The sequence below is a fragment of the Enterococcus canintestini genome, assembly GCF_001885735.1.
GTDB classification, from domain to species: domain Bacteria; phylum Bacillota; class Bacilli; order Lactobacillales; family Enterococcaceae; genus Enterococcus_C; species Enterococcus_C canintestini.
On the sequence record NZ_JXKG01000005.1, the window covers coordinates 52,961 to 74,171 of the forward strand.

Below are 21,211 nucleotides of genomic sequence, written 5' to 3' on the forward strand. Positions count from 1 at the left end.
TAGACGACAAAAAAATAGCAGCGATTCGCCAACTTTTACAAAAAATATAAAGAAATAACCAAAAGCACAGCAAAACGCCTCTTAGAAAAGGTCAGATTGCTGTGCTTTTTTAGCGTACTTTTTATTAGCTTCGTCTTGATTGTTATTGGCGAATTTGACCGTCACCGTAGATGATATATTTCGTTGAAGTCAATTCTTCTAGGCCCATTGGTCCGCGGGCGTGTAGTTTTTGGGTGGAAATTCCAATTTCTGCGCCAAAACCAAAGACAAAGCCGTCAGTAAAGCGGGTGGAGGCATTAACATAAACAGCAGCGGCATCCACTTCGTTTAAAAATTTTTGGCTCGCAAAATAGTTGTCGGTAATAATCGCTTCAGAGTGTTTGGTATTGTAGCGATTGATATGATCGATGGCTTCAGTGATGGAATCTACTACTTTGACAGCCATAATATAGTCCAAATATTCGGTTGACCAATCTGATTCTGTGGCCGCAATCGCATTTGGCAAATACTGCATAGCTCGTTCATCCGCATGAAGCTCAACGTTATGCTCCGCTAATTTTGCGGCGATTTTTGGTAAAAATTCAGCAGCAACATCTTGATGAATTAATAAAGTTTCGGCTGCATTACAAACAGAAGGACGTTGGGTTTTGGCATTATCGGTAATGTTAATGGCCATCTCCAATTGCGCATCTTTATCAACATAAATGTGATTGTTGCCAGTGCCGGTTTCAATCACTGGAACGGTCGCTGTTTCTTTTACGCGACGAATTAAACCAGCGCCACCGCGAGGGATTAAAACATCTAAGTAGGCGGTTAGCCGCATCATTTGATTAGCAACTTCATGACTCGTATCGGCCACAAATTGAATCGCGTTTTCGTCAACACCAGCATCTTTTAGTGCTTTTTGTAAAATGGTGACCAGTATTTGGTTGGAGTAAAAGGCTTCTTTACCCCCTCGTAAAATTACCGCGTTACCCGTTTTAAAACACAAGCTAGCCGCATCAGTTGTAACATTTGGCCGAGATTCATAAATAATGCCAATGACACCCAATGGTACTTTTTGGCGGCCAATCATTAAACCGTCACTATTTTTCCACATTTTTTCGACTTCGCCGATTGGATCTGGTAATTGAATCACTTGGCGCATACCGGCTGCCATTTCTTCAATTCGTTCAGGAGTTAATCGTAGGCGATCTTGCATGACAGTTGTAACACCATTGTCTTTTGCGTGGGCCAAATCTTTTTGGTTGGCTGCTAAGATAGTTGTTTCATTGTCCAAAATCGCTTGGGCCATTAGGGCTAGTAATTCGTTTTTGCGTTTTGTTGACATAAGTGCTAGTTGGCGGGCACTTTGCTTGGCTTGTTGGCCTAAAACAGTTAAATCAAACATGCTCTTCCTCCTCATCTTGCAGTGCATATTACGTGTTTTTTTTCTTCTTAATTGTGAAACAAAGGCTTAAAAAGTAGCGTAAAGCCGGTTTAATTAGTGGATAATTTGGTAAATCTTCTATTGTGTATGCTAATACGTAAAAGTAGTTGGCTTTTTTTGCTTTAATTTGCTTCTTCATTATAGGAGGTTTTTTTTAAAATGCGAGAATATTTACTTCTTGTTAAATTTTGGCTAAGTTTTAATAATTTGCCAAATTTTAATAACGAAGTAAAAAGGGTTAGCTTAATCCTCGCGACAAAAAAGGGTGCCAATTTGTTTGCCGGCTAAAATATCAAAAATGACTTGTGGCTTTTGACCGTTGGCTAAAACCATTGCACTGTCGGCTAGTAAAATGCGTTTGGCGGCGTTTAACTTACTAATCATGCCACCGGTGCCGAATTTTGAACCTTTATCGCCAGCATAATCCCAAATTTGTGGGGTAATTTCATGAATCGTATGAAATAAAATCGCATTTTTATTTTTCGCTGGATTACCGGAATAAAAACCGTCAATATCAGATAACATCACCAAAACATCCCCTTTTACTAGCTGGGTTACGATGGCTGAAAGCTGATCGTTGTCGCCAAATTTGGTTTGATGATCTAATTCATCAATTGCGACAGTATCATTTTCGTTAATAATAGGAATAATTCCCATTTGCAACAGTTGTTCTAATGTATTGACGACATTTTTCCGACTTTCGGGAAATTCGACAATATCACGGGTTAATAGGACTTGGGCTGTTTGTTGGCTGTAAGTTAAAAAGCGCTGATTGTAAATATTCATCAACTCTGCTTGGCCGACTGCGGCTACGGCTTGTTGGGCAGGGATAGTCGTGGGGCGACTGTCTAGGTGTAATTTATTCATCCCCACACCAATCGCACCAGAAGAAACTAAGACGACTTCTTTGCCTTGGTTTCTTAAATCGCTTAAAACAAACGCCAGTTGGTCAATTCCAGCTAAATTGATATTGCCGTTAGGATAAATTAGGGAGCTGGTGCCAATTTTAATGACGATGCGTTGCGCTGTGGTTAAAAATTCACGTTCCATCTTGATACTCCTTTTAAACGGATCAGCGACAGAAAAAATCAACTAAAAAATTCTTTGTTAATTTTTGTCGCTGCCACGGTTGCTCTTTTAAATCCGGTTTTTTTGACAGTAGTAAGTCACATTTTGACACATATTGTCACAATTGCCGGTCAGTTGCCTCCATTGTACTTGGTTTTCTTAAAATTTTCACCTGCAGTTTAGTAAAAAGACGTTCCTTAATTGGCACTTTTGTTTTTTTGTCATCACCAATAATGAAATGAAACGTCGCGCTAAAATAGCACAAAGAAAAGTTCACGGAACTAAAAAGTAAGAAAAAAATAAGATTTGGTACCGATTTTTGAAGATTGTATGGATTTTACGAAATTTTTCGTATTATTGGTTTGAATCCATAAAAATGACCGGTACTTATGCTAAAATAGCGTTATATAAAATATGTAAACTTACGCTTATTTTACAGTTTTTTTCTGCTGAAAAAAGCTGCGAAATTTTTTGAAAGTTTATTGAAATCACAATTTTCTTTTTGAATTGTTTGAGGAGGTATTTATTTGCGCACACGAGGGTTTGAAGTTGTTTCCCAATTTTTAGATAAAGAAATACAATTACCAAAACGAGCAACAAATCACGCAGCTGGTTATGATTTTGAAGCGGCAGCAGATGTAGTCATTCCAAGTATTTGGCAAGAAGGACTACTGACAGGTTTAAAAGCATTAAAAGCAAAAGGTGATAGCAAGTTTTTAAAACCAGTTTTGGTCCCAACTGGAATCAAAGCTTATATGGGCGACGATGAATTTTTACAATTAGCTAATCGCTCCAGCAATCCTTTAAAACGTTTTTTAGTTTTAACGAATGGCGTCGGGGTTATTGATAGTGATTATTACGATAATTCTGATAACGAAGGGCATATTATGTTCCAATTTACTAACTTTGGTTTAACCGATGTCACGATTAAAAAAGGCGAAAGAATCGGTCAAGGGATTTTCTTACCTTTTTTAAAAGCGGATCAAGATGAAACGAGTGCTTTACGCACGGGTGGTTTTGGTTCTTCAAATAAATAAAAGTACACGTTTTGTACAGCTTTTATTAGCGGTAGGTGTGCTAAAATAAAGGAAGGGATAGTTGTGGCAAAAAAGCCCAAAGTCCAATTTGAATGTCAACATTGTGGCTATATTTCACCAAAATATCTCGGTAAATGTCCCAACTGTGGCAGCTGGAATTCAATGGTGGAAGTGGTCATTCAAGATACCACTGATCGCCGTGTTCGGACGAGTTTAACTGGTGAAAAAACCAAGCCCACAAAAATCGCCGATGTCATCCCCAAAAAAGAACCCCGCGTTAAAACGAAATTAGCGGAATTAAATCGCGTTTTAGGTGGTGGGGTGGTTCCGGGTTCAATGGTTTTAATTGGTGGTGATCCAGGGATCGGGAAATCGACTTTGCTTTTACAAGTGTCCCAACAACTGGCAGAATCTGGCGGTAAAGTCTTGTATGTTTCCGGTGAAGAAAGTGCCGAACAAATTAAAATGCGGGCCGAGCGCTTAGGTTCGATTAAAACCGAATTTTATTTGTACGCGGAAACCGATATGCACGAAATTTCGCGGGCAATTGAAAATCTGGCACCAGATTACGTCATCATCGACTCTATTCAAACTATGACGCAGCCTGATGTGACCAGTGTGGCAGGCAGTGTTTCCCAAGTTCGAGAAACTACCGCGGAATTGTTAAAAATTGCCAAGTCCAATGGAATTGCGATTTTTATTGTTGGGCATGTGACCAAAGAAGGTTCCATTGCTGGACCGCGGATGTTAGAGCATATGGTGGATACGGTTTTGTATTTTGAAGGAGAAAAGCATCATACTTTCCGGATTTTACGGGCAGTAAAAAATCGTTTTGGTTCCACTAACGAAATTGGTATCTTTGAAATGCACGAAGATGGTCTTCATGAAGTGGCCAATCCGTCGCAAGTTTTCTTAGAAGAGCGTTTAGCTGGTGCTACGGGTTCAGCCATTGTCGTAGCGATGGAAGGCAGTCGCCCAATTTTAGTCGAAATTCAAGCGCTTGTCACACCAACGATGTTTGGTAATGCCAAACGGACCACAACCGGCCTTGATTTTAATCGCGTTTCTTTAATTATGGCCGTGTTAGAAAAACGCGCTGGGTTATTGTTGCAAAATCAGGATGCGTATTTAAAAGCGGCTGGTGGCGTGAAATTAAATGAACCGGCGATTGATTTGGCAGTCGCAGTTGCCATTGCGTCTAGTTACAAAGAAAAAGGAACTAGTCCAACTGAGTGTTTTATTGGTGAAATTGGTTTGACCGGTGAAATCCGCCGCGTTTCCAATATTGAGCAGCGGGTCAAAGAAGTACAAAAATTAGGTTTTACTAAAGTGTATCTACCAAAAAATAATTTGAATGGTTGGCAAGCGCCAAAAGGGATTCAAGTTGTTGGCGTGGCGACACTGGCTGAAACATTAAAAAAAGTTTTTGGCTAAATAGCTAAATTAGTTTTAACAGGTAGTCTTATCGCGCTAAATAGAAAAGATAATAGGAGCTACAAAAATTAGCACTATTTTCCCAGTTACCTTTTCTATTTAGCAGCAAAAAATCGGAGGAGTTTTGTTATGCAACGACGGATCATTATTGTTTTAATGGTCGTAGCTGGCGCTAGCTTGGGGGCTTCATTTTTACCCATGGCGTGGGATACGATTGGCTTAACTGGCAACCAGTGGCTAAATAACCCCTTTACCAACATTTTGATTGGCGCAATTATTTTCTTTTTATTCGCGTTGGTATTGGAACGGTATATTTCAGCTGGATTGTCTTATATTGAGAAAAAATTGAGTGAAATTAGTTTAACCTATCTGCTCTTTGGGGCAATTGGTACCATTATTGGGTTGATGATTGGGATGATTATCTCCATTCCCTTATATAATTTGAACATTCCATTTGTGACTAGCTTTATGCCCTTTTTCGTGATGATTTTATTGGGGTATTTTGGTTTCCAAGTTGGGGTGACGCGGATTGACGAGTGGAAAAAGATCTTTACTCCCAAATCGAAAAAAAATGACGAAACCCAACAACAGATTTTAGAGCGTAAAGCAGGGGATACTTTTCACCGTTATAAAATTTTAGATACAAGTGTCATTATTGACGGGCGCGTTTATGACATTGCTAAAACTGGCTTTTTAGAAGGTACGATTTTAATTCCGAATTTTGTTTTGTATGAATTGCAATATATTGCCGATTCTGGGGATAGTCTAAAACGGGTACGAGGACGGCGCGGCCTTGATATTTTAAACGCGTTACAAAAAGAAGAAGATATCTCAGTAGAAATGTATGACGGTGATTTTGAAGATATTCAAGAAGTCGACAGCAAATTATTGAAGTTAGCCAAACTTTTAGATGGCGTTGTCGTCACCAATGACTACAACTTAAACAAAGTAGCGGAGTTTCAAAATGTGCCAGTTTTAAATATTAATGCTCTAGCAAATGCTGTAAAACCAGTAGTGATTCCAGGGGAAACTATGGATGTCTTATTAGTAAAAGCCGGAACAGAACGCCAACAAGGGGTTGCTTATTTAGATGACGGTACGATGGTCGTAGTTGAAGACGGCCAACATTATATGAATGAACGTATTAAAGTCGTAGTGACTAGCGCACTTCAAACAGCAGCTGGACGTATGATTTTTGCCAAGCCAGCACATTCAGGGCGGGGTATTGATGATGTGAAACCAGAAACTACAGCAACTGGTTTAGAGCAAGCAGAAAGTAGTGACAATACGCAAAATAATAGCAATCAGAAACAAAACCAGCAAAATGGGAATCAAAAAAATCGGAATAAAGGCCGTAAGAATGCTTAGAGTTGGTCAAGGTTATGATTTACATCCTTTAGTTTTAAACAGGCCACTCATTTTAGGCGGCGTCACTGTTTTTCATCCTGACAACCTGGGACTTGCAGGTGTAACCGATGGGGATTGCTTAACCCATGCAATTATCGATGCCATTTTAGGTGCTGCAGGTTTAGGCGATATTGGTCAGATGTTTAAAGCTACTGCTGCAACGGTACAAAATGCCGATTCGACTCACTTATTGGCGATAGTTTTACAAAAAGCGTGGTCGCTTGGCTTTACTATTCACAATATTGATTGTACAATTCTAGCTGAACAGCCCAAACTTGCGGACTCTATTCCCAAAATGCGGCGAGTGCTTTGTGAAATTTGTCAGTTAGAAGAAAATCAGCTTAGTATTAAAGCCACAACAATGGAACAATTAGGGCCTGTTGGTCGCAATGAAGCAATTGCGGCAATGGCTGTTACCCTACTTGAAAATAATTCGAAGGAAGCGATTAGATGACGAAAATTCGCGTGCGTTACGCACCAAGCCCAACTGGACATTTACACATTGGTAATGCCAGAACTGCGCTATTTAACTATTTATTTGCCCGCCACAACGGCGGAGATTTCATTATCCGCATTGAAGATACGGATACCAAACGCAATATTGAAGACGGAGAAAAAAGTCAGTTAGATAATTTGAAATGGTTAGGGATGGACTGGGATGAATCTCCTGCAAATCCGGGTGAATACGGCCCTTATCGTCAATCAGAAAGAGCTGAAATTTACCAACCATTAATCGATCAACTGTTAGCTTCTAACCGTGCTTATAAATGTTACTGCACGCCAGAAGAATTAGAAGCAGAACGAGAAGCGCAACGTGCCCGTGGTGAAATGCCGCATTATTCTGGTAAATGTGCCCATTTAACACCAGAAGAACAAGCGCAAAAAGAAGCGCAAGGTTTAACACCTGTGATTCGTTTCCGTGTACCAAAAAACACAGAATTCAAATTTCACGACATGGTCAAAGGGGAAATCTCTTTTGAATCAGATAATGTTGGTGGCGACTTTGTGATTCAAAAACGCGACGGCATGCCAACTTACAACTTCGCCGTAGCAGTCGACGATCATATGATGAAAATCACCCACGTTTTGCGCGGGGATGACCATATCGCCAATACACCAAAACAATTAATGATTTATGATGCTTTTGGTTGGAAAGCGCCAGAATTTGGTCACATGACCTTAATCATTAACTCTGAAACAGGTAAAAAACTAAGCAAACGGGATGAATCAATCCTACAATTTATCGAACAATATCGCGAATTAGGTTACTTGCCAGAAGCAATGTTTAACTTTATTGCTTTACTTGGTTGGTCACCAGTGGGAGAAGATGAAATCTTTAGCCAAGATGAATTAATTAAGATGTTTGATCCGAACCGTTTAAGTAAATCACCTGCGGCTTTTGATGCCAAAAAATTAGAATGGGTAAATAACCACTACATTAAAGCGATGGACTTAGACGTTTTAGTAGAAATGTGCTTACCATATTTGCAAAAAGCAGGTCGCATCTCCGCAGATTTATCTGCTGAAGAACTAGAACGGGTGAAAAAAATCGTGGCCTTGTATCAACCACAAATGAGTTATGCTGCTCAAATCGTGGAATTATCTGAACTCTTCTTTACTGAACATCCTGTTTTAGACGATGCAGCAAAAGAAGTTTTAGCTGGCGAAACAGTGCCGCAAGTCTTGTCTGCTTTTAAAGCAAAACTTGAAGCAATGGATACAGTGGATGCCCCAAGCGTAAAAGCTGCGATTAAAGAAGTACAAAAAGAAACAGGCGTTAAAGGCAAGAACTTATTTATGCCAATTCGCGTCGCTGTTTCAGGCCAAACTCATGGCCCAGAATTACCAGATACTGTTGAACTTTTAGGCAAAGAAAAAGCTTTAGCTCACCTAGAACAAGTTTTATAAAACTCTGTTTACAGGAAGTTTTAATCAGCAAACGATTGGAATTTGGTAAAAGCATGAGGTTTAATTAAATAAATAGGCGTTGATTAGACGAAGTACTGCGGGATTTTCTAAAGAGAGGTTACTAAGCTGGTGGAAAGTAACTGAGATGAAGCAGGAAATGCACCTAGGAGCTAGCTTTATGCCGTTTTGTGGACGTTACCCACTCTTGAGGAACCAATTTTATAATTGGGTCAAATGAAAGTGGAACCACGCCAAAAGCGTCTTTTAAATAAGGAAACTTATTTAAAGGGCGCTTTTTTATTAATAGCTACTAAAATATCTTAATATAAAAAAGGATGTGACACGATGGGATGGGGGAGACGTGCGATTCAAGCAGCCAAGGAAAATGATCCGGCGGCCCGCCACACATTGGAAATTATTTTGACTTATCCGGGTATTCATGCTTTGTTTTGGCATCGCTTTGAACATTTTTTATACAATCACAAGCTGTTTTTATGGGCACGAATCAGTTCCCAATTTCAACGCTTTTTAACGGGCATTGAGATTCATCCTGGCGCCAAAATCGGCGACGGTGTGTTCATCGATCACGGCATGGGTGTTGTGATTGGCGAAACGGCAGAAGTCGGCGATGACGTCGTTTTATTTCATGGGGTCACACTAGGTGGTACCGGAAAACAAGCCGGTAAACGGCACCCTACGATCAAACAAGGAGCGATGATTTCAGCGAACGCTCAAATTTTAGGCCCGGTGACGGTGGGTAAAAATGCCAAAATTGGGGCAGGGGCAGTTGTTTTAAAAGATATTCCAGATGATGCAACGGCAGTAGGAATCCCAGCGAAAGTTGTGCGAATTGCAGGAAAGAAGGTTGAAGTATGATTAAGATATATAATACCATGACACGACAAAAAGAAGAGTTTAAACCAATTGAAGCAGGCAAAGTGCGGATGTATGTTTGTGGTCCGACAGTCTACAATTACATTCACATCGGCAATGCGAGAAGTACGATTGCCTTTGATACGATTCGGCGTTATTTTGAATACCGCGGTTTTACGGTCAATTACGTTTCCAATTTTACCGATGTCGATGACAAAATCATTCGTGCCGCCAAAGAGTTAGGCGTAACCGCACCAGAAGTAGCTGAGCGTTTTATTCACGCTTTTGAAGAAGATACTAATGCTTTAAATGTCGAACCCGCAACGTTACATCCGCGAGTAATGGACCATATTCCAGATATTATCGACTTTATTTCGGTTTTAGTGGCAAAAGGGTTTGCTTATGAAGCAAATGGTGATGTTTATTATCGGACTCGTAAGTTTGAAAATTACGGTAAATTAAGTGATCAGTCGATTGATGAATTAGAAGTTGGCGCTAGTCAAAGAACAGGTGCAGAACAAGACGTTAAAGAAGACCCTTTAGATTTTGCTTTATGGAAAAGCGCCAAACCAGAAGAAATCGCTTGGGATTCTCCGTGGGGATTGGGCCGTCCGGGCTGGCATATTGAGTGCTCGGTAATGGCGACCAAACATTTAGGAGACACCATTGATATTCACGGCGGTGGTCAAGATTTGGAATTTCCTCACCATGAAAATGAGATTGCTCAAAGTGAAGCCAAAACAGGCCACACCTTCGCCAATTATTGGATGCATAATGGTTATGTGACAATCGGTGAGGATGATGAAAAAATGAGTAAGTCATTGGGGAATTTTGTGACCGTGCATGATTTAATTCAAAAAGTTGATCCACAAGTATTGCGCTTTTTTATGGCGACAACCCAATACAGACGCCCGATTCGTTACAGTGAAGCGACTTTAAAAGACGCTGCCAATAACTTGCAACGCTTAAAAACAGCCAGTGAAAATGCGAACTTCCATTTAACAACTGCTCAAGCAACTTTACCAACTGATACGGTCAAATTGGCAGAATTAGCGGAACTGGAAAATCGTTTCGTTACAGAAATGGATGATGATTTTAATGCCGCAAATGGTGTAACGGTGCTTTATGAATTAGCAAAATGGCTGAATACTTATACTGAACAAAGTGAAGTATCAAAAGCTGTTTTAGATGCAGCTACTGAAAAATTACACGCTTGGCTAGCTGTTTTTGGGATTTATTTTATTAGTAATGAGTTATTAGACGAAGATATTGAAAAATTAATCAGTGAAAGAATAGAAGCGCGCCAAAATAAAGATTTTGCCCGTAGTGATGAAATTCGCGATCAATTAAAAGAACAAGGGATTATCTTGGAAGATACTGCCCAAGGTACCCGTTGGAGAAGAGAAGCATGAGAGATTACACACAATTAAATGGTTTAGCACTAGCGTATGTAGGCGATGCGATTTATGAAGTTTATATTCGTGATTATTTGGTTGCTACTGGTCAAACTAGGCCCAATCAATTACACAAACAGGCGACCCACTATGTTTCGGCAAAAGCCCAAGCTTTCTTAATGAATGAAATGTTGACGGCAGAAATTTTATCAGAAGACGAAGAACTGTTTTATCGCCGCGGACGTAATAGTAAAAGTCACACGAGTGCGAAAAATGCTGATATTACCACGTATCGCATTGCGACAGGCTTTGAGGCTTTAATGGGCTATCTGCACCTCACCAAACGACAAGAACGCTTAGAAGAGCTAATAGACTGGTGTATCAAGAAAGTAGGTGAAACAAATGGCAAATAAACGAGCAGACAAAGCGACTAAAAAGCAGCGGACAAATTATGGCGCAAATGATAAAAATCGCCGTGGCAAAAACTTCGCTGAAAAAGGCAATCCGCGTCATAAAAAACACGCTGATTTTAAAGCCAATGTAAAAAATGATAATGTAGAAAACGAGGCCGTAACAGAAGTAAATGAGAATTTTGTTTTTGGTCATCATGCCGTAGTCGAAGCGTTAAAAGCTGGTCGAGGGAATAAATTATTTTTAGCAGAAGATGCCAGAGGCGATAAAATCGAAGGATTGAAAACTTTAGCCACAGAACAAGCTGTCCCAGTCAAATGGGTACCAAAAAGCAAGCTAGATACGATGAGTGACAGTGGGGTTCATCAAGGCATGGTTTTAGCAATCACACCTTATGAATATTTGTCTCTTACTGAACTACTAGAAAGTACCAAAAAAGAAAATCCTTTTTATTTAATTTTAGATAACTTAGAAGATCCCCATAATTTTGGCTCTATTTTACGGACAGCGGATGCGGCTGGCGTAGATGGCGTGATTATACCAAAACATCGTGCAGTCGGGATTACACCGATTGTCGTTAAAACTTCTACTGGTGCCGTCGAATATATGCCAATTGCACGGGTCACAAATTTAAGCCAAGCTGTCCAACAATTAAAAGAAGCAGGCTTTTGGATTTTTGGGACTGCAATGGAAGGCACAGATTACCGCCAGTGGAACGCCAAAGGGAAAATTGGTTTAATTATTGGCAATGAAGGTAAAGGAATGAGTGCTGGCTTAATGAAAGCCGTCGATGAACTTTTAACCATTCCAATGGTAGGGCACGTCCAAAGTTTAAATGCCAGTGTTGCAAGTGGCCTTTTGATTTATCAGGCTTTCAGCCAACGGGCAGGTGAATAGTGTGAAAAAACAACTATTGATTGTTGATGGCTATAATATGATTGGCGCTTGGCCAGAACTTGTGTCGTTAAAAAAAGCTGAAAAACTAGAAGACGCCAGAGAAACATTGCTTAGTTTGCTGTCAAATTATGCCAAATACGAAGGTTTGGAGATTATCGTCGTTTTTGATGCCCAGTTTGTACCAGGAATTACACAGCGCTATACCAAATATCAACTGCAAGTTATTTTCACCGAAGAAGGAGAAACCGCAGACAGCTACATCGAACGTGTCGCCGGTGAGTTGAATAATGCCTTAACGCAGGTGACTGTAGCAACCAGTGATTTAGCAGAACAGTGGGTAGTCTTCTCGCAAGGAGCCTTACGAACTTCTGCTCGTGAGTTGTATAAGGCGGTGCAAAAAACTAATAAATTAATTTCAGAACATCAAGAGGATTTAAAGTTTACGAATTTTCGCCGCAACTCCCCTTGGAATGAAGCACAACTTGCTGATTTACAGCAAAAACTACAGGAACTAAGTAAAAAGAGTTAAAAAAATTGTGTTGCGAATTAGCCCATCAGATGAAACTGGTTGGGCTTTTTTTCGTGGTACAGTCAAAAAGCAAGAGACTTTGGGAGGAGGCATTAAAATGATTTCAACAGATTTTAACCCCCAAGCAGTTTTGGCCCAGATGGAAGTTTTTGACCGCCTTTTTTATGAGTATCGGCCCGTAATTTATAAGGTGATGGGGCGCTATTATTTGCGCGACTTTGATTATGATGACTGGCTGCAAGAAGGTCGCATTAGTTTCTTTTATTCCCTCTATTACTACGATAGGAGCCGCGGAGTGTCTTTTGGCACCTTTTTTAAAACCAATTTTGAAAATAAAATAAAAAGTGAACTGCGAAAACAAGGAGCGTATAAAAGAAAAGGAATGGTAGAAGCAATCTCACTGGAGGAAAAAATTGCACAAGAAGGTCCGGATTTTTTAGTTGCCTATAACGAAAGTATCGTTTTGGCAGAAGAACAGCTCCTTTTAGAAGAGGGGTTGTGGGAGACTTTTCGTTTGTTATCAGGATTGGAAGCGGATGTATTAAAAGCTTATTTAAGAGGAGAACACCTAGACTATTATGCCTATAAAACTGCCGTTAGTTATCAAAAAATTTCTTGTGCATTAGAACGTGCGCGGCGAAAATTACGCAAATATGTGAAAATTATTAGTTGAAATTTTTTTGAAAATAGCATCTTTTAAAAAGTAAAAAAATAACGAAAAATTCGCTATTGAAACGACAAAAAATTTATGATAAACTTGAAATTTTCAGAAAAATGTGATATAATGGTAGACGAGGTGAATGCGATGCCAACAACTTTAGCTTCTATCAAAAAAGATTTAGAATGTCGTATCGGCAGTGAAATCATGCTGGTAGCTCAAACTGGTCGTAAACGTCAAACCGAACGCAAAGGGATTCTAACTGAAACGTACCCTTCTGTTTTCGTCGTTGATTTAGATCCAGAAGAAAATTCCTTTGAACGCGTTTCCTACAGTTACTCGGATGTTTTGACACGAACTGTCGAAATCGAATTTTTAGGAGAAACAATATAAAAAATTACGAAGGCTCAACTGAGCTTTCGTATTTTTTATATTCTGTCAGCGGGCTTTTTTAGAGCCTTCAAAGTAAGCAAAAAAGTGAGCGTCTGCAATTTACAAAAGTATTTCAAACGCAGCAACTAAAGTAAGTGGTAATAAAAAAGAGGTGACCAAATGGAATATATTGTAAAAAATTTCAACGAACTAACAACTAAAGAATTTTATCAAATTGCAAAAGAGCGGGTAGCTGTTTTTGTAGTGGAACAAAACTGCCCCTACCAAGAGATTGATGAAACAGACGAAGTAGCTTTGCATACGTATTTTCTAAGTGAAAATGGTGAAATTGCCGCTTATACGCGAATTTACAGTGAAAATGAGACAGTACATTTTGGTCGCGTGTTGGTCACAAAAGCATTTCGCAAAACCGGCTTAGGTAAAAAAGTCGTAGCCAAAACGTTGGAAGTCATTGCCGAAAAATTTCCCAATCAAAAAGTTGTCATCGGCGCCCAAGCTTATTTACAAGATTTTTATGGTGAATTTGGCTTTCAAGCGATTTCAGAAGTGTATTTAGAAGATGATATTCCCCATATTGATATGGAGCTTGCATAAATTTCACTTTGATAAAAGCAAATAAGAGAAGTAAAGAGTTACTCATGCGGGCAACTTATAAATGGTAAATTAGCATTTATAAATTGTCCGATAAATTTTAATCCTAACAAAAACCTTGACCACAGCGCATGAATCATGCCTTTTGGCCAAGGTTTTTTACTTGTGTATCTTATTAGTATTCAGAGTTATTTAGGTCTTCACGCGCTTTTTTAGCTGCAGGTCCACCTTGGGCTTCTAGTAAATCGCGAATATCTTTTAAATAGTCTTCAGCAGTAATTTCTGGTTCTTCTTCGACTTCTTCTTTATGCCGCAGTTCTTTAGCACGGTTGGCAAATTTTACAATGATAAATAAGACAAAACCAGTAATAATAAAGGTAATAATAGCACTCACAACACTACCAAATTCGAATTTGACACCGTTAATGCGCACGTCTAAAACATTCATAGCTGAGTCCAAGTCGCCTTTTTTGGTAAACAAAGAAACAACTAGTCCAATCAGTGGTGTAATTAAACCTTCAACGACTTGATTGACAATGCTTGTAAAAGCACCCCCGATTACAACACCAACGGCTAGGTCTAAGACATTCCCCCGCATTAAAAACTCTTTAAATTCTTTAATCATCTGTTTTACCCCTTTCTTTTTATGGTAATCAAAAGTAATGCCATAAAATTTTCACTTGGTCCGAAAAATCTGCATGAAAATGCGGATTACTAAAATTAGTATAACGAAGATTTTTAAATATTTGAAATAATATGAAACAAAAGGATAAATAGGCGTAAAATCAATGTTTAGCTAAGGGCTATGCTATAATTAGAGTGATGTCTTGTTACAGCTAGTTAATTTTACTTTCTCCCATTTTGCGGGAAGTATTATTTTTTAAATCAAAAAAAGCAACAATAAAAATTGCAGTTTTTTGTAATTGACAGCTAAAAATTATTTGATAAGGAGTATCTATATGTCAGTTGAATTAGGCAAAGGTATCAATCTTGAAGTGATACCAACGAAAAAGTATAAGACAACCCGGATTTTAATCCGTTTTTCAGCCCGTCATAGTGAAAAAACGGCAGCAGCCCGTACTTTGTTGACTAGCTTATTAGAAACCAACAGTTTAAACTACCCCACTCAAAATGAATTAAGTACGCGATTAGCCGAACTTTATGGTGCGAGTTTTGGTGTCAGTGTAGCCAAAAAAGGCAATCTGCACCAAGTGAATGTGGGGATGTCACTTGTTAATGGCAGTTATGTTGGTAATGAGAATCTTTTAAACGAAGCGGTGGCTTTTTTACAAGAGATTTTATTTGCCCCCAATGTAAAAGATGGCGCTTTTGATGAAAAAACATTTGCTACTGAAAAAGAAAATTTACTTGCTTATTTAAAGAGTATGAAAGAAGATAAGCAAACTTATGCTTCTTTACGCCTCCAAGAATTATTTTTCCAAAATGATGCCGATCAAAAAGTTCCAAGCTTTGGCACCGTAGCAACTGCAAAAGACTTAACCGCAACAGATTTAGTGGCAGTCCACCAAAAGATGCTAAATGAAGACCACGTTGATATTTTTGTAATTGGCGATGTGGAACCAAAAAACGTACAAGAAATTTTTGCCCAAATGCCTTTTTTAAATAGTGAGCGGGTCAAACCGGAAATTATCTTTACGCAAAGTCACAGCAATATTATTAACGAACACGTTGAATACGACCAAGTCATTCAAGCTAAATTGAATTTAGCTTATCAAATCGATACGTATTACGGTGATCCCAGCCGTTTTGCTTTAATGGTTTTTAATGGTTTATTTGGTGGATTTCCCCACTCTAAATTATTTATGAACGTCAGAGAAAAAGAAAGTTTGGCTTATTACGCTTCTTCTTCTTTTGATTCATTTCGCGGTTTGTTAAAAGTTCAGACGGGAATTGATCAAGAAAAAAGAGAAGCGGTTTTGCATTTGATTAATGAACAGTTAGAAAGCTTATGCCAAGGAGAAGTTACACAAGAAGAGTTGGCGCAAACAAAAGCGATGTTAAAAAACCAATATCTACTTTCTCTTGATAACCCGCAAGCTTTAATGGAAAATGCTTATTTGGATTTGTGGTTACCGCATACTAAGATGTCTGAAGAAGCCTTTATTGCTGGTATTGATGAAGTAAGTATTGAAGCGGTAAAGAAGATTGCATTATCAGTCAAACTAAAAGCAATTTATTGTTTGGAAAGGAGTGAGTCATAATGAAAAAAGTATATGAAAAAATTAACGAAATCTTATATAGCGAAGTGCTTCCGAATGGTTTAACTGTTTATTTATTACCAAAACCTGGCTATCACAAAACTTATGGTCTTTTTACCACCGATTATGGCTCAATTGACAACCGTTTTATTCCCCTTGGTCAAGAAGAATTTATTACTGTCCCTGATGGCATTGCCCATTTTCTAGAACATAAATTATTTGAAAAAGAAACAGGTGACGTTTTCCAAGATTTTGGCAAACAAGGGGCTTCTGCCAATGCCTTTACCAGTTTTACTAAAACCAGTTATCTTTTTTCGGCGACAGATAATATTGAATTAAATCTGACAACTTTACTGGATTTTGTCCAAGAACCTTATTTTACCGAAGCAAGTGTCAATAAAGAAAAAGGAATTATCGCCCAAGAAATTCAAATGTATCAAGACGATCCTAATTGGCGTCAATTTTTTGGCATCATTAACAATTTGTATCCCAAACACCCACTTCACATTGATATTGCTGGCACGGTGGAAAGTATTGATGAAATTACAGCAGAAGATTTGTATACGTGCTATCACACTTTTTATCATCCCAGTAACATGAAATTGTTCGTAGTGGGGAATATTGAGCCTGAAAGCATCATGGCCTTAATTAAAGCCAATCAAGCTGCCAAAGATTTTCCAATTCCCCAGTCAATCAAACGGGAATTTCCGGCTGAAACACTGACAGATATTAAAAAGTCTGATCGCTTAGAAATGCCGGTGACACGGGCAAAAGGGATTTTGGGCTTAAAGATGTTGACGGCAGATTTACCACAGGATAATCGTGAGCTGTTGCGTTTTAAAACCGCTGCTAGTTTATTGTGGCAACTCCTTTTAGGCACCACCTCTAAAAATTATTTGAATTTATATGATGCCGGTGTGATTGATGATACTTTTGGTTATGAATTTAATTTAGATCGGACTTTTTGTTTTGCTGATTTTGGTGGCGATAGTGATAATCCAAAAGAGCTGACAAAAGCTGTAACCGCCATTTTATTAAACTACGGTAAAGATCCAGAAATTAATGAAGCCAATTTAAACTTATTGAAAAAACGTATGCTAGGCAAATTCTTCCAGTCTTTGAATTCTTTAGAGTATATCGCCAATCAATTCAATCAAAATTTGTTTGGTGACTTAACGCTTTTTGATTTGCCAGAGATTATTCAATCGATCACTTTAGAAGATATTTATACTTGTGGTCAGCGTTTAATAAAAGAAGAGGCGCTGAGTGAATTTTTCATGTATCCTAAGGAGGATTAAGCATGAAAAGCGCGCTTATTATGGGAGCTAGTGGTGATATTGGCGAAGCTATTTGTCGTGCCTTAGCCAAAGATGGTTGGTCATTATATTGTCACTATTATCGCCATGAAGAAAAAGTATTAAAATTTGTTAGCGACTTAAAGGAAACCTATCCCCAGCAAGATTTTTTTATGGTATGCTTAGATATGCTAGAAACCCCTGCTATTCCGTCATTTTTGGCGAATTTATTTCAAGTGGACGGCATTGTTTTTGCCGCCGGTTTTACCAAATATGGTTTGCTTTGTGAACATACGCAACAAGATATGCGTCAGTTGTGGCAAATTCACTTGGAAACGCCGCTGCTTATTTTGCAGGGCTTAGAAGAAAAATTGCGGCGTTCTAGCCGACCAAGAATTGTTTTTGTCGGTTCGGTTTATGGTTTAGCCGGCAGTAGCTTAGAGACTGTTTACAGTGCGGTTAAAGGGGCGCAACAAAGTTTTGTTAACGCCTATGCAAAAGAGGTCGCCGCTAACGGCTGTACCGTCAATTGCGTTGCCCCAGGAGCAGTAGCAACAAAAATGAACGCAGCTTGGTCACCTGCTGAATTAAAACAATTAACAGAAGAAATCCCGCTAGGAAGACTAGCATACGCCAAGGAAATCGCGGCAGTCGTAGCTTTTTTGTTTCAATCAGACGCTCAGTATATTACTGGTGCGACGATTCCTGTAACAGGAGGCTGGCTGCAATAAAGACTGGAGAGAATGTGTAAGTGGCAAATGAAGCAACAACTATCGGCGCAAGATTACGGCAAGCCCGTTTAAATAAAAATATTTCATTAGATGAATTGCAACAAATAACTAAAATACAAAAACGCTATTTAGAAGCAATTGAGAGTGGTGACTTTGAGGCGCTACCGGGTTCTTTTTATGTGCGCGCTTTTGTCCGGCAATATGCCCAAGCAGTAGGAGAAGATGGGGAAAAATTAGTGGCTGTTTTAGCGGGGAAAGAATCTTTAACACCGCCACCGCCTAAAAGACCGCAACCAGAAACTGTCCAAGGCTCAAGGAAATCACTACATGTCGAAGAAGAAACGGGTAGTCCCATTATGCGACTGCTACCGGTTATTTTCTTTGGTTTAGTAGCTCTTGTGATTGTAGTAATCGTATTTTATATGACGTGGCAAGATCGCAATAACCAAGATGCGCTAATTGCAGCGAATTCTTCGGTCACGGTTGAACAACTGGCAACGCAAAGTTCGACTAAAGCTTCTGAATCGACCTCTGAGTCTAAAAAACAGACAGAAAGTACGACTGAAGAATCAACCACTGAGTCAACAAAAGAAAAAGAAATGGCCGTTAAATTAGATAGCAATACGCAAAGTGATGCTGTTTTTAGTTTGACCGATGCAAAAGCGCCCATTAAATTAGACTTTATTGGTAGTGCCAATGGTCCTTGTTGGATTGGGGTGTTAGTGAATAACGGCTATGTTTATCAATATACCTTACAAGCAGGTGAAACGCAGTCAACAACTTTGCCTGAAGGTGCTACAAATGCTACGATTGTTTTAGGAGCAAGTGGCAATTTGACAATTAAAGCCAATAGCAAAGATTTAAACTATACTGATCCTAATATTCCTTCCTTACGAAAAAATGTGACATTAAACATTGCATATCAAAAAGCAGATTAGGCAGTTTTAAAGTAGAAAAGGAGATTATTCAATTGAATTTACCCAATAAGTTGACGGTGATTAGAATCTGTATGATTCCACTATTTATCTTGATTTTAGTTTTGCCGCTAGATTTTGGTACGCTAACTGTAGGGACTACTGTGTTACCTGTAACCCACTTAGTCGCTGCAATCATTTTTGCTGGTGCAAGTTTCACAGACTGGTTAGACGGTCACATTGCCCGTGCCCAAGGTTTAGTGACAAATTTCGGCAAATTTGCTGATCCTTTAGCAGATAAAATGTTGGTGATGACCGCATTTATTTTACTAGTAGATTTAAACAAAGCTCCCGGCTGGGTTGTAGCCATTATCGTCTGTCGGGAATTAGCGGTAACGGGACTGCGTTTATTATTAGTTGAAGGTGGCGAAGTAATGGCTGCCGCTTGGCCAGGGAAGGTTAAAACAGCGACGCAAATGCTCGCAATTATTTTCCTATTTTTAAATAATATTCCGTTTAATTTAATCGGAATTCCAGTCGATCAGATTTTACTTTATGCTTGCTTAATCTTTACGATTTATTCAGGTGTGGATTATTTTGCTAAAAATACGGCTGTCTTTAAAGGTTCTATGTAAATAATCTAAAATAATACGCGGGGAAAGTTTATTGAATTGCTCCCCTATTAAAATGAGGTGCTGTGAAATGAATTTAATTTTGCAGCACCTCGTTGTTTTTTTACGTAACTGCGTATATGAAAGTGAGGAAATAAAATGAAAGCTGAAATTATCGCTGTCGGAACAGAAATTTTACTCGGTCAAGTTGTCAATACAAATGCCACTTTTCTTTCTGAAGAATTAGCAGATTTAGGCATTGAAGTCTATTATCATAGCGTGGTGGGAGATAATCCTACACGGTTAGAAAGCTTATTAAAAATCGCAGATCGTCGCAGTGATCTTGTTGTTTTATGTGGTGGTTTGGGACCTACAACAGATGATTTAACAAAAGACGTCGTCGCTGCTCACGTAGGTCAACGCTTAGTTGAAGATTCAAATGGACGTAAAGAATTAGAGGCTTTTTTTACCCGTGCCAAAAGAGAAATGACAGAAAATAATTTAAGGCAAGTATTGGTTTTTAAAGACGGAATCGCTTTACCAAATGAAACCGGGCTTGCAGTTGGTATTTTTTATCAAAGTCCAACTACTGCTTTTTTACTTTTACCTGGTCCACCATCTGAATTGCGCCCGATGTTTTTGCATCATGGCAAAGCACTACTACAAGAAAAATTTCCACAACAAGAACAATTAATTTCTCGGGTCTTGCGCTTTTACGGCATTGGCGAATCAAAACTCGTTACGCAATTAGCTGCGCTCATCCAAAAGCAAACGAACCCTACCATCGCCCCTTATGCCAAGCCCAACGAAGTGACGTTGCGCTTAACGGTTAAAACAGACGATGAAAAGAGTGGACAAAAATTATTAGATGAAACAGAAGCTAAAATTAAAGAGGAGGTGGGAGAATATTTTTACGGCTACGGCGAGGAAAATTCTCTAGAAGCAGTTGTCGTGAAATTATTGCAAGAAAAAGGTTGCAGTGTCACCGCAGCTGAAAGTTTAACTGCCGGTCTCTTTCAAGGGACGTTGGCAAATGTCAGTGGTGCCTCCGAAATTTTTAGTGGTGGTTTTGTAACGTATGCCAAAGAACAAAAAGAAAAATTATTGCAAATTGATCCTGCTTTACTCGCAGAAAATGGTGTGGTTAGTGAAACCTGTGCCAAAGCCATGGCGCAAAATGCCAGAGCGATTGTAGGCGCAGACTACGCTTTAAGTTTTACTGGTGTCGCCGGTCCTAATGAATTAGAAGGGCAACCAGCCGGTACGGTTTGGATTGGTTTAGCTAGTGAAAAAGGCGTTGTTGCCCATTTGTATCACTTCACACGAGATCGAAGTTATGTACGTCATAGTGCTGTAATGGCAGGATTAGATTTATTGCGTCGCGCTGTTTTGGCCCAATAAAAAGACAAATA

The 21,211-nt window shown here is 39.1% G+C and carries 22 protein-coding genes; 19 read left to right on the top strand and 3 right to left on the bottom strand.

The annotated features are described in order from the left end of the window. Positions 1-142 precede the first annotated feature (142 nt). Both RU96_RS04725 and proB read right to left on the bottom strand, forming a co-directional pair. Positions 143-1,417 carry a glutamate-5-semialdehyde dehydrogenase gene (locus RU96_RS04725; protein ID WP_071864388.1) on the bottom strand — a complete coding sequence of 425 codons (1,275 nt, stop codon included), beginning with the start codon at positions 1,415-1,417 and terminating at the stop codon, positions 143-145. 255 nt (positions 1,418-1,672) lie between these two features. Then, on the bottom strand, positions 1,673-2,479 hold the full coding sequence (gene proB, locus RU96_RS04730; protein WP_071864389.1) for a glutamate 5-kinase: 807 nt from the start codon (positions 2,477-2,479) through the stop codon (positions 1,673-1,675). A gap of 545 nt (positions 2,480-3,024) precedes the next feature. Between proB and RU96_RS04735 the strand changes: the two genes are divergently transcribed. The 13 genes from RU96_RS04735 to RU96_RS04795 all read left to right on the top strand — a co-directional run bounded on the left by RU96_RS04735 (position 3,025) and on the right by RU96_RS04795 (position 14,032). Beyond that, a complete protein-coding gene (locus RU96_RS04735) occupies positions 3,025-3,534 on the top strand; it encodes a dCTP deaminase/dUTPase family protein (protein ID WP_071864390.1) in 510 nt (169 codons plus the stop codon). Positions 3,535-3,597: 63 nt separating this feature from the next. Next, positions 3,598-4,968, top strand: a complete 1,371-nt coding sequence (gene radA, locus RU96_RS04740) for a DNA repair protein RadA (protein WP_071864391.1) — start codon at positions 3,598-3,600, stop codon at positions 4,966-4,968. A gap of 129 nt (positions 4,969-5,097) precedes the next feature. Then, positions 5,098-6,336 (top strand): PIN/TRAM domain-containing protein, encoded by a 1,239-nt coding sequence (locus tag RU96_RS04745; RefSeq protein ID WP_071864392.1) that lies wholly within the window; start codon positions 5,098-5,100, stop codon positions 6,334-6,336. Next, complete coding sequence (gene ispF / locus RU96_RS04750; RefSeq protein ID WP_071864393.1) at positions 6,329-6,829, top strand: 2-C-methyl-D-erythritol 2,4-cyclodiphosphate synthase; 501 nt, start codon at positions 6,329-6,331, stop codon at positions 6,827-6,829. The genes RU96_RS04745 and ispF overlap by 8 nt, the downstream gene beginning before the upstream one ends. Then, a complete protein-coding gene (gltX, locus tag RU96_RS04755) occupies positions 6,826-8,283 on the top strand; it encodes a glutamate--tRNA ligase (RefSeq protein ID WP_071864394.1) in 1,458 nt (485 codons plus the stop codon). Before ispF ends, gltX begins: the two co-directional genes overlap by 4 nt. Positions 8,284-8,628: 345 nt before the next feature. Further along, positions 8,629-9,159, top strand: coding sequence for a serine O-acetyltransferase EpsC (gene epsC / locus RU96_RS04760; protein WP_071864395.1), 531 nt, complete (start codon positions 8,629-8,631; stop codon positions 9,157-9,159). After that, positions 9,156-10,568, top strand: a complete 1,413-nt coding sequence (cysS, locus tag RU96_RS04765; RefSeq protein WP_071864396.1) for a cysteine--tRNA ligase — start codon at positions 9,156-9,158, stop codon at positions 10,566-10,568. Before epsC ends, cysS begins: the two co-directional genes overlap by 4 nt. Further along, a complete protein-coding gene (locus tag RU96_RS04770) occupies positions 10,565-10,963 on the top strand; it encodes a Mini-ribonuclease 3 (RefSeq protein WP_071864397.1) in 399 nt (132 codons plus the stop codon). Before cysS ends, RU96_RS04770 begins: the two co-directional genes overlap by 4 nt. Continuing rightward, positions 10,953-11,858: a 23S rRNA (guanosine(2251)-2'-O)-methyltransferase RlmB gene (gene rlmB / locus RU96_RS04775; protein ID WP_071864398.1), complete on the top strand. Its 906-nt coding sequence runs from the start codon at positions 10,953-10,955 to the stop codon at positions 11,856-11,858. The genes RU96_RS04770 and rlmB overlap by 11 nt, the downstream gene beginning before the upstream one ends. Position 11,859: 1 nt before the next feature. Beyond that, positions 11,860-12,387, top strand: a complete 528-nt coding sequence (locus RU96_RS04780; protein ID WP_071864399.1) for an NYN domain-containing protein — start codon at positions 11,860-11,862, stop codon at positions 12,385-12,387. Between the two features lie 97 nt (positions 12,388-12,484). After that, entirely contained in the window at positions 12,485-13,060 is a 576-nt protein-coding gene (locus RU96_RS04785) for a sigma-70 family RNA polymerase sigma factor (protein ID WP_071864455.1), read from the top strand. A gap of 75 nt (positions 13,061-13,135) precedes the next feature. Continuing rightward, positions 13,136-13,438 carry a Veg family protein gene (locus RU96_RS04790; protein WP_180708219.1) on the top strand — a complete coding sequence of 101 codons (303 nt, stop codon included), beginning with the start codon at positions 13,136-13,138 and terminating at the stop codon, positions 13,436-13,438. Between the two features lie 159 nt (positions 13,439-13,597). Continuing rightward, a complete protein-coding gene (locus tag RU96_RS04795; RefSeq protein WP_071864400.1) occupies positions 13,598-14,032 on the top strand; it encodes a GNAT family N-acetyltransferase in 435 nt (144 codons plus the stop codon). A gap of 172 nt (positions 14,033-14,204) precedes the next feature. On the opposite strand, the gene mscL is transcribed toward RU96_RS04795, so the two are convergent. Beyond that, on the bottom strand, positions 14,205-14,654 hold the full coding sequence (mscL, locus tag RU96_RS04800; RefSeq protein WP_071864401.1) for a large conductance mechanosensitive channel protein MscL: 450 nt from the start codon (positions 14,652-14,654) through the stop codon (positions 14,205-14,207). A 334-nt stretch (positions 14,655-14,988) separates the two neighbouring features. Between mscL and yfmF the strand changes: the two genes are divergently transcribed. The 6 genes from yfmF (at position 14,989) to RU96_RS04830 (ending at position 21,200) form a co-directional block, all read left to right on the top strand. After that, positions 14,989-16,251, top strand: coding sequence for an EF-P 5-aminopentanol modification-associated protein YfmF (gene yfmF / locus RU96_RS04805; RefSeq protein WP_071864402.1), 1,263 nt, complete (start codon positions 14,989-14,991; stop codon positions 16,249-16,251). Continuing rightward, positions 16,248-17,546: an EF-P 5-aminopentanol modification-associated protein YfmH gene (gene yfmH, locus RU96_RS04810; RefSeq protein ID WP_211269897.1), complete on the top strand. Its 1,299-nt coding sequence runs from the start codon at positions 16,248-16,250 to the stop codon at positions 17,544-17,546. Before yfmF ends, yfmH begins: the two co-directional genes overlap by 4 nt. A 2-nt stretch (positions 17,547-17,548) precedes the next feature. Then, a complete protein-coding gene (gene ymfI, locus RU96_RS04815) occupies positions 17,549-18,274 on the top strand; it encodes an elongation factor P 5-aminopentanone reductase (protein WP_071864404.1) in 726 nt (241 codons plus the stop codon). 20 nt (positions 18,275-18,294) lie between these two features. Beyond that, a complete protein-coding gene (locus RU96_RS04820) occupies positions 18,295-19,212 on the top strand; it encodes a helix-turn-helix domain-containing protein (RefSeq protein ID WP_071864405.1) in 918 nt (305 codons plus the stop codon). Positions 19,213-19,244: 32 nt separating this feature from the next. Continuing rightward, positions 19,245-19,823: a CDP-diacylglycerol--glycerol-3-phosphate 3-phosphatidyltransferase gene (gene pgsA / locus RU96_RS04825; protein WP_071864406.1), complete on the top strand. Its 579-nt coding sequence runs from the start codon at positions 19,245-19,247 to the stop codon at positions 19,821-19,823. Positions 19,824-19,958: 135 nt separating this feature from the next. After that, on the top strand, positions 19,959-21,200 hold the full coding sequence (locus RU96_RS04830) for a competence/damage-inducible protein A (protein WP_071864407.1): 1,242 nt from the start codon (positions 19,959-19,961) through the stop codon (positions 21,198-21,200). The last annotated feature ends 11 nt before the right edge of the window (positions 21,201-21,211 follow it).

What these genes read in the sequence shown, in the direction of transcription:
- RU96_RS04725 (WP_071864388.1), bottom strand. Translation starts at nt 1,417, where the DNA reads ATGCACTGCAAGATGAGGAGGAAGAGCATGTTTGATTTAACTGTTTTA.
- proB (WP_071864389.1), bottom strand. Translation starts at nt 2,479, where the DNA reads ATGGAACGTGAATTTTTAACCACAGCGCAACGCATCGTCATTAAAATT.
- RU96_RS04745 (WP_071864392.1), top strand. Translation starts at nt 5,098, where the DNA reads ATGCAACGACGGATCATTATTGTTTTAATGGTCGTAGCTGGCGCTAGC.
- ispF (WP_071864393.1), top strand. Translation starts at nt 6,329, where the DNA reads ATGCTTAGAGTTGGTCAAGGTTATGATTTACATCCTTTAGTTTTAAAC.
- gltX (WP_071864394.1), top strand. Translation starts at nt 6,826, where the DNA reads ATGACGAAAATTCGCGTGCGTTACGCACCAAGCCCAACTGGACATTTA.
- epsC (WP_071864395.1), top strand. Translation starts at nt 8,629, where the DNA reads ATGGGATGGGGGAGACGTGCGATTCAAGCAGCCAAGGAAAATGATCCG.
- cysS (WP_071864396.1), top strand. Translation starts at nt 9,156, where the DNA reads ATGATTAAGATATATAATACCATGACACGACAAAAAGAAGAGTTTAAA.
- RU96_RS04770 (WP_071864397.1), top strand. Translation starts at nt 10,565, where the DNA reads ATGAGAGATTACACACAATTAAATGGTTTAGCACTAGCGTATGTAGGC.
- rlmB (WP_071864398.1), top strand. Translation starts at nt 10,953, where the DNA reads ATGGCAAATAAACGAGCAGACAAAGCGACTAAAAAGCAGCGGACAAAT.
- RU96_RS04785 (WP_071864455.1), top strand. Translation starts at nt 12,485, where the DNA reads ATGATTTCAACAGATTTTAACCCCCAAGCAGTTTTGGCCCAGATGGAA.
- RU96_RS04790 (WP_180708219.1), top strand. Translation starts at nt 13,136, where the DNA reads ATGATAAACTTGAAATTTTCAGAAAAATGTGATATAATGGTAGACGAG.
- RU96_RS04795 (WP_071864400.1), top strand. Translation starts at nt 13,598, where the DNA reads ATGGAATATATTGTAAAAAATTTCAACGAACTAACAACTAAAGAATTT.
- mscL (WP_071864401.1), bottom strand. Translation starts at nt 14,654, where the DNA reads ATGATTAAAGAATTTAAAGAGTTTTTAATGCGGGGGAATGTCTTAGAC.
- yfmF (WP_071864402.1), top strand. Translation starts at nt 14,989, where the DNA reads ATGTCAGTTGAATTAGGCAAAGGTATCAATCTTGAAGTGATACCAACG.
- ymfI (WP_071864404.1), top strand. Translation starts at nt 17,549, where the DNA reads ATGAAAAGCGCGCTTATTATGGGAGCTAGTGGTGATATTGGCGAAGCT.
- RU96_RS04830 (WP_071864407.1), top strand. Translation starts at nt 19,959, where the DNA reads ATGAAAGCTGAAATTATCGCTGTCGGAACAGAAATTTTACTCGGTCAA.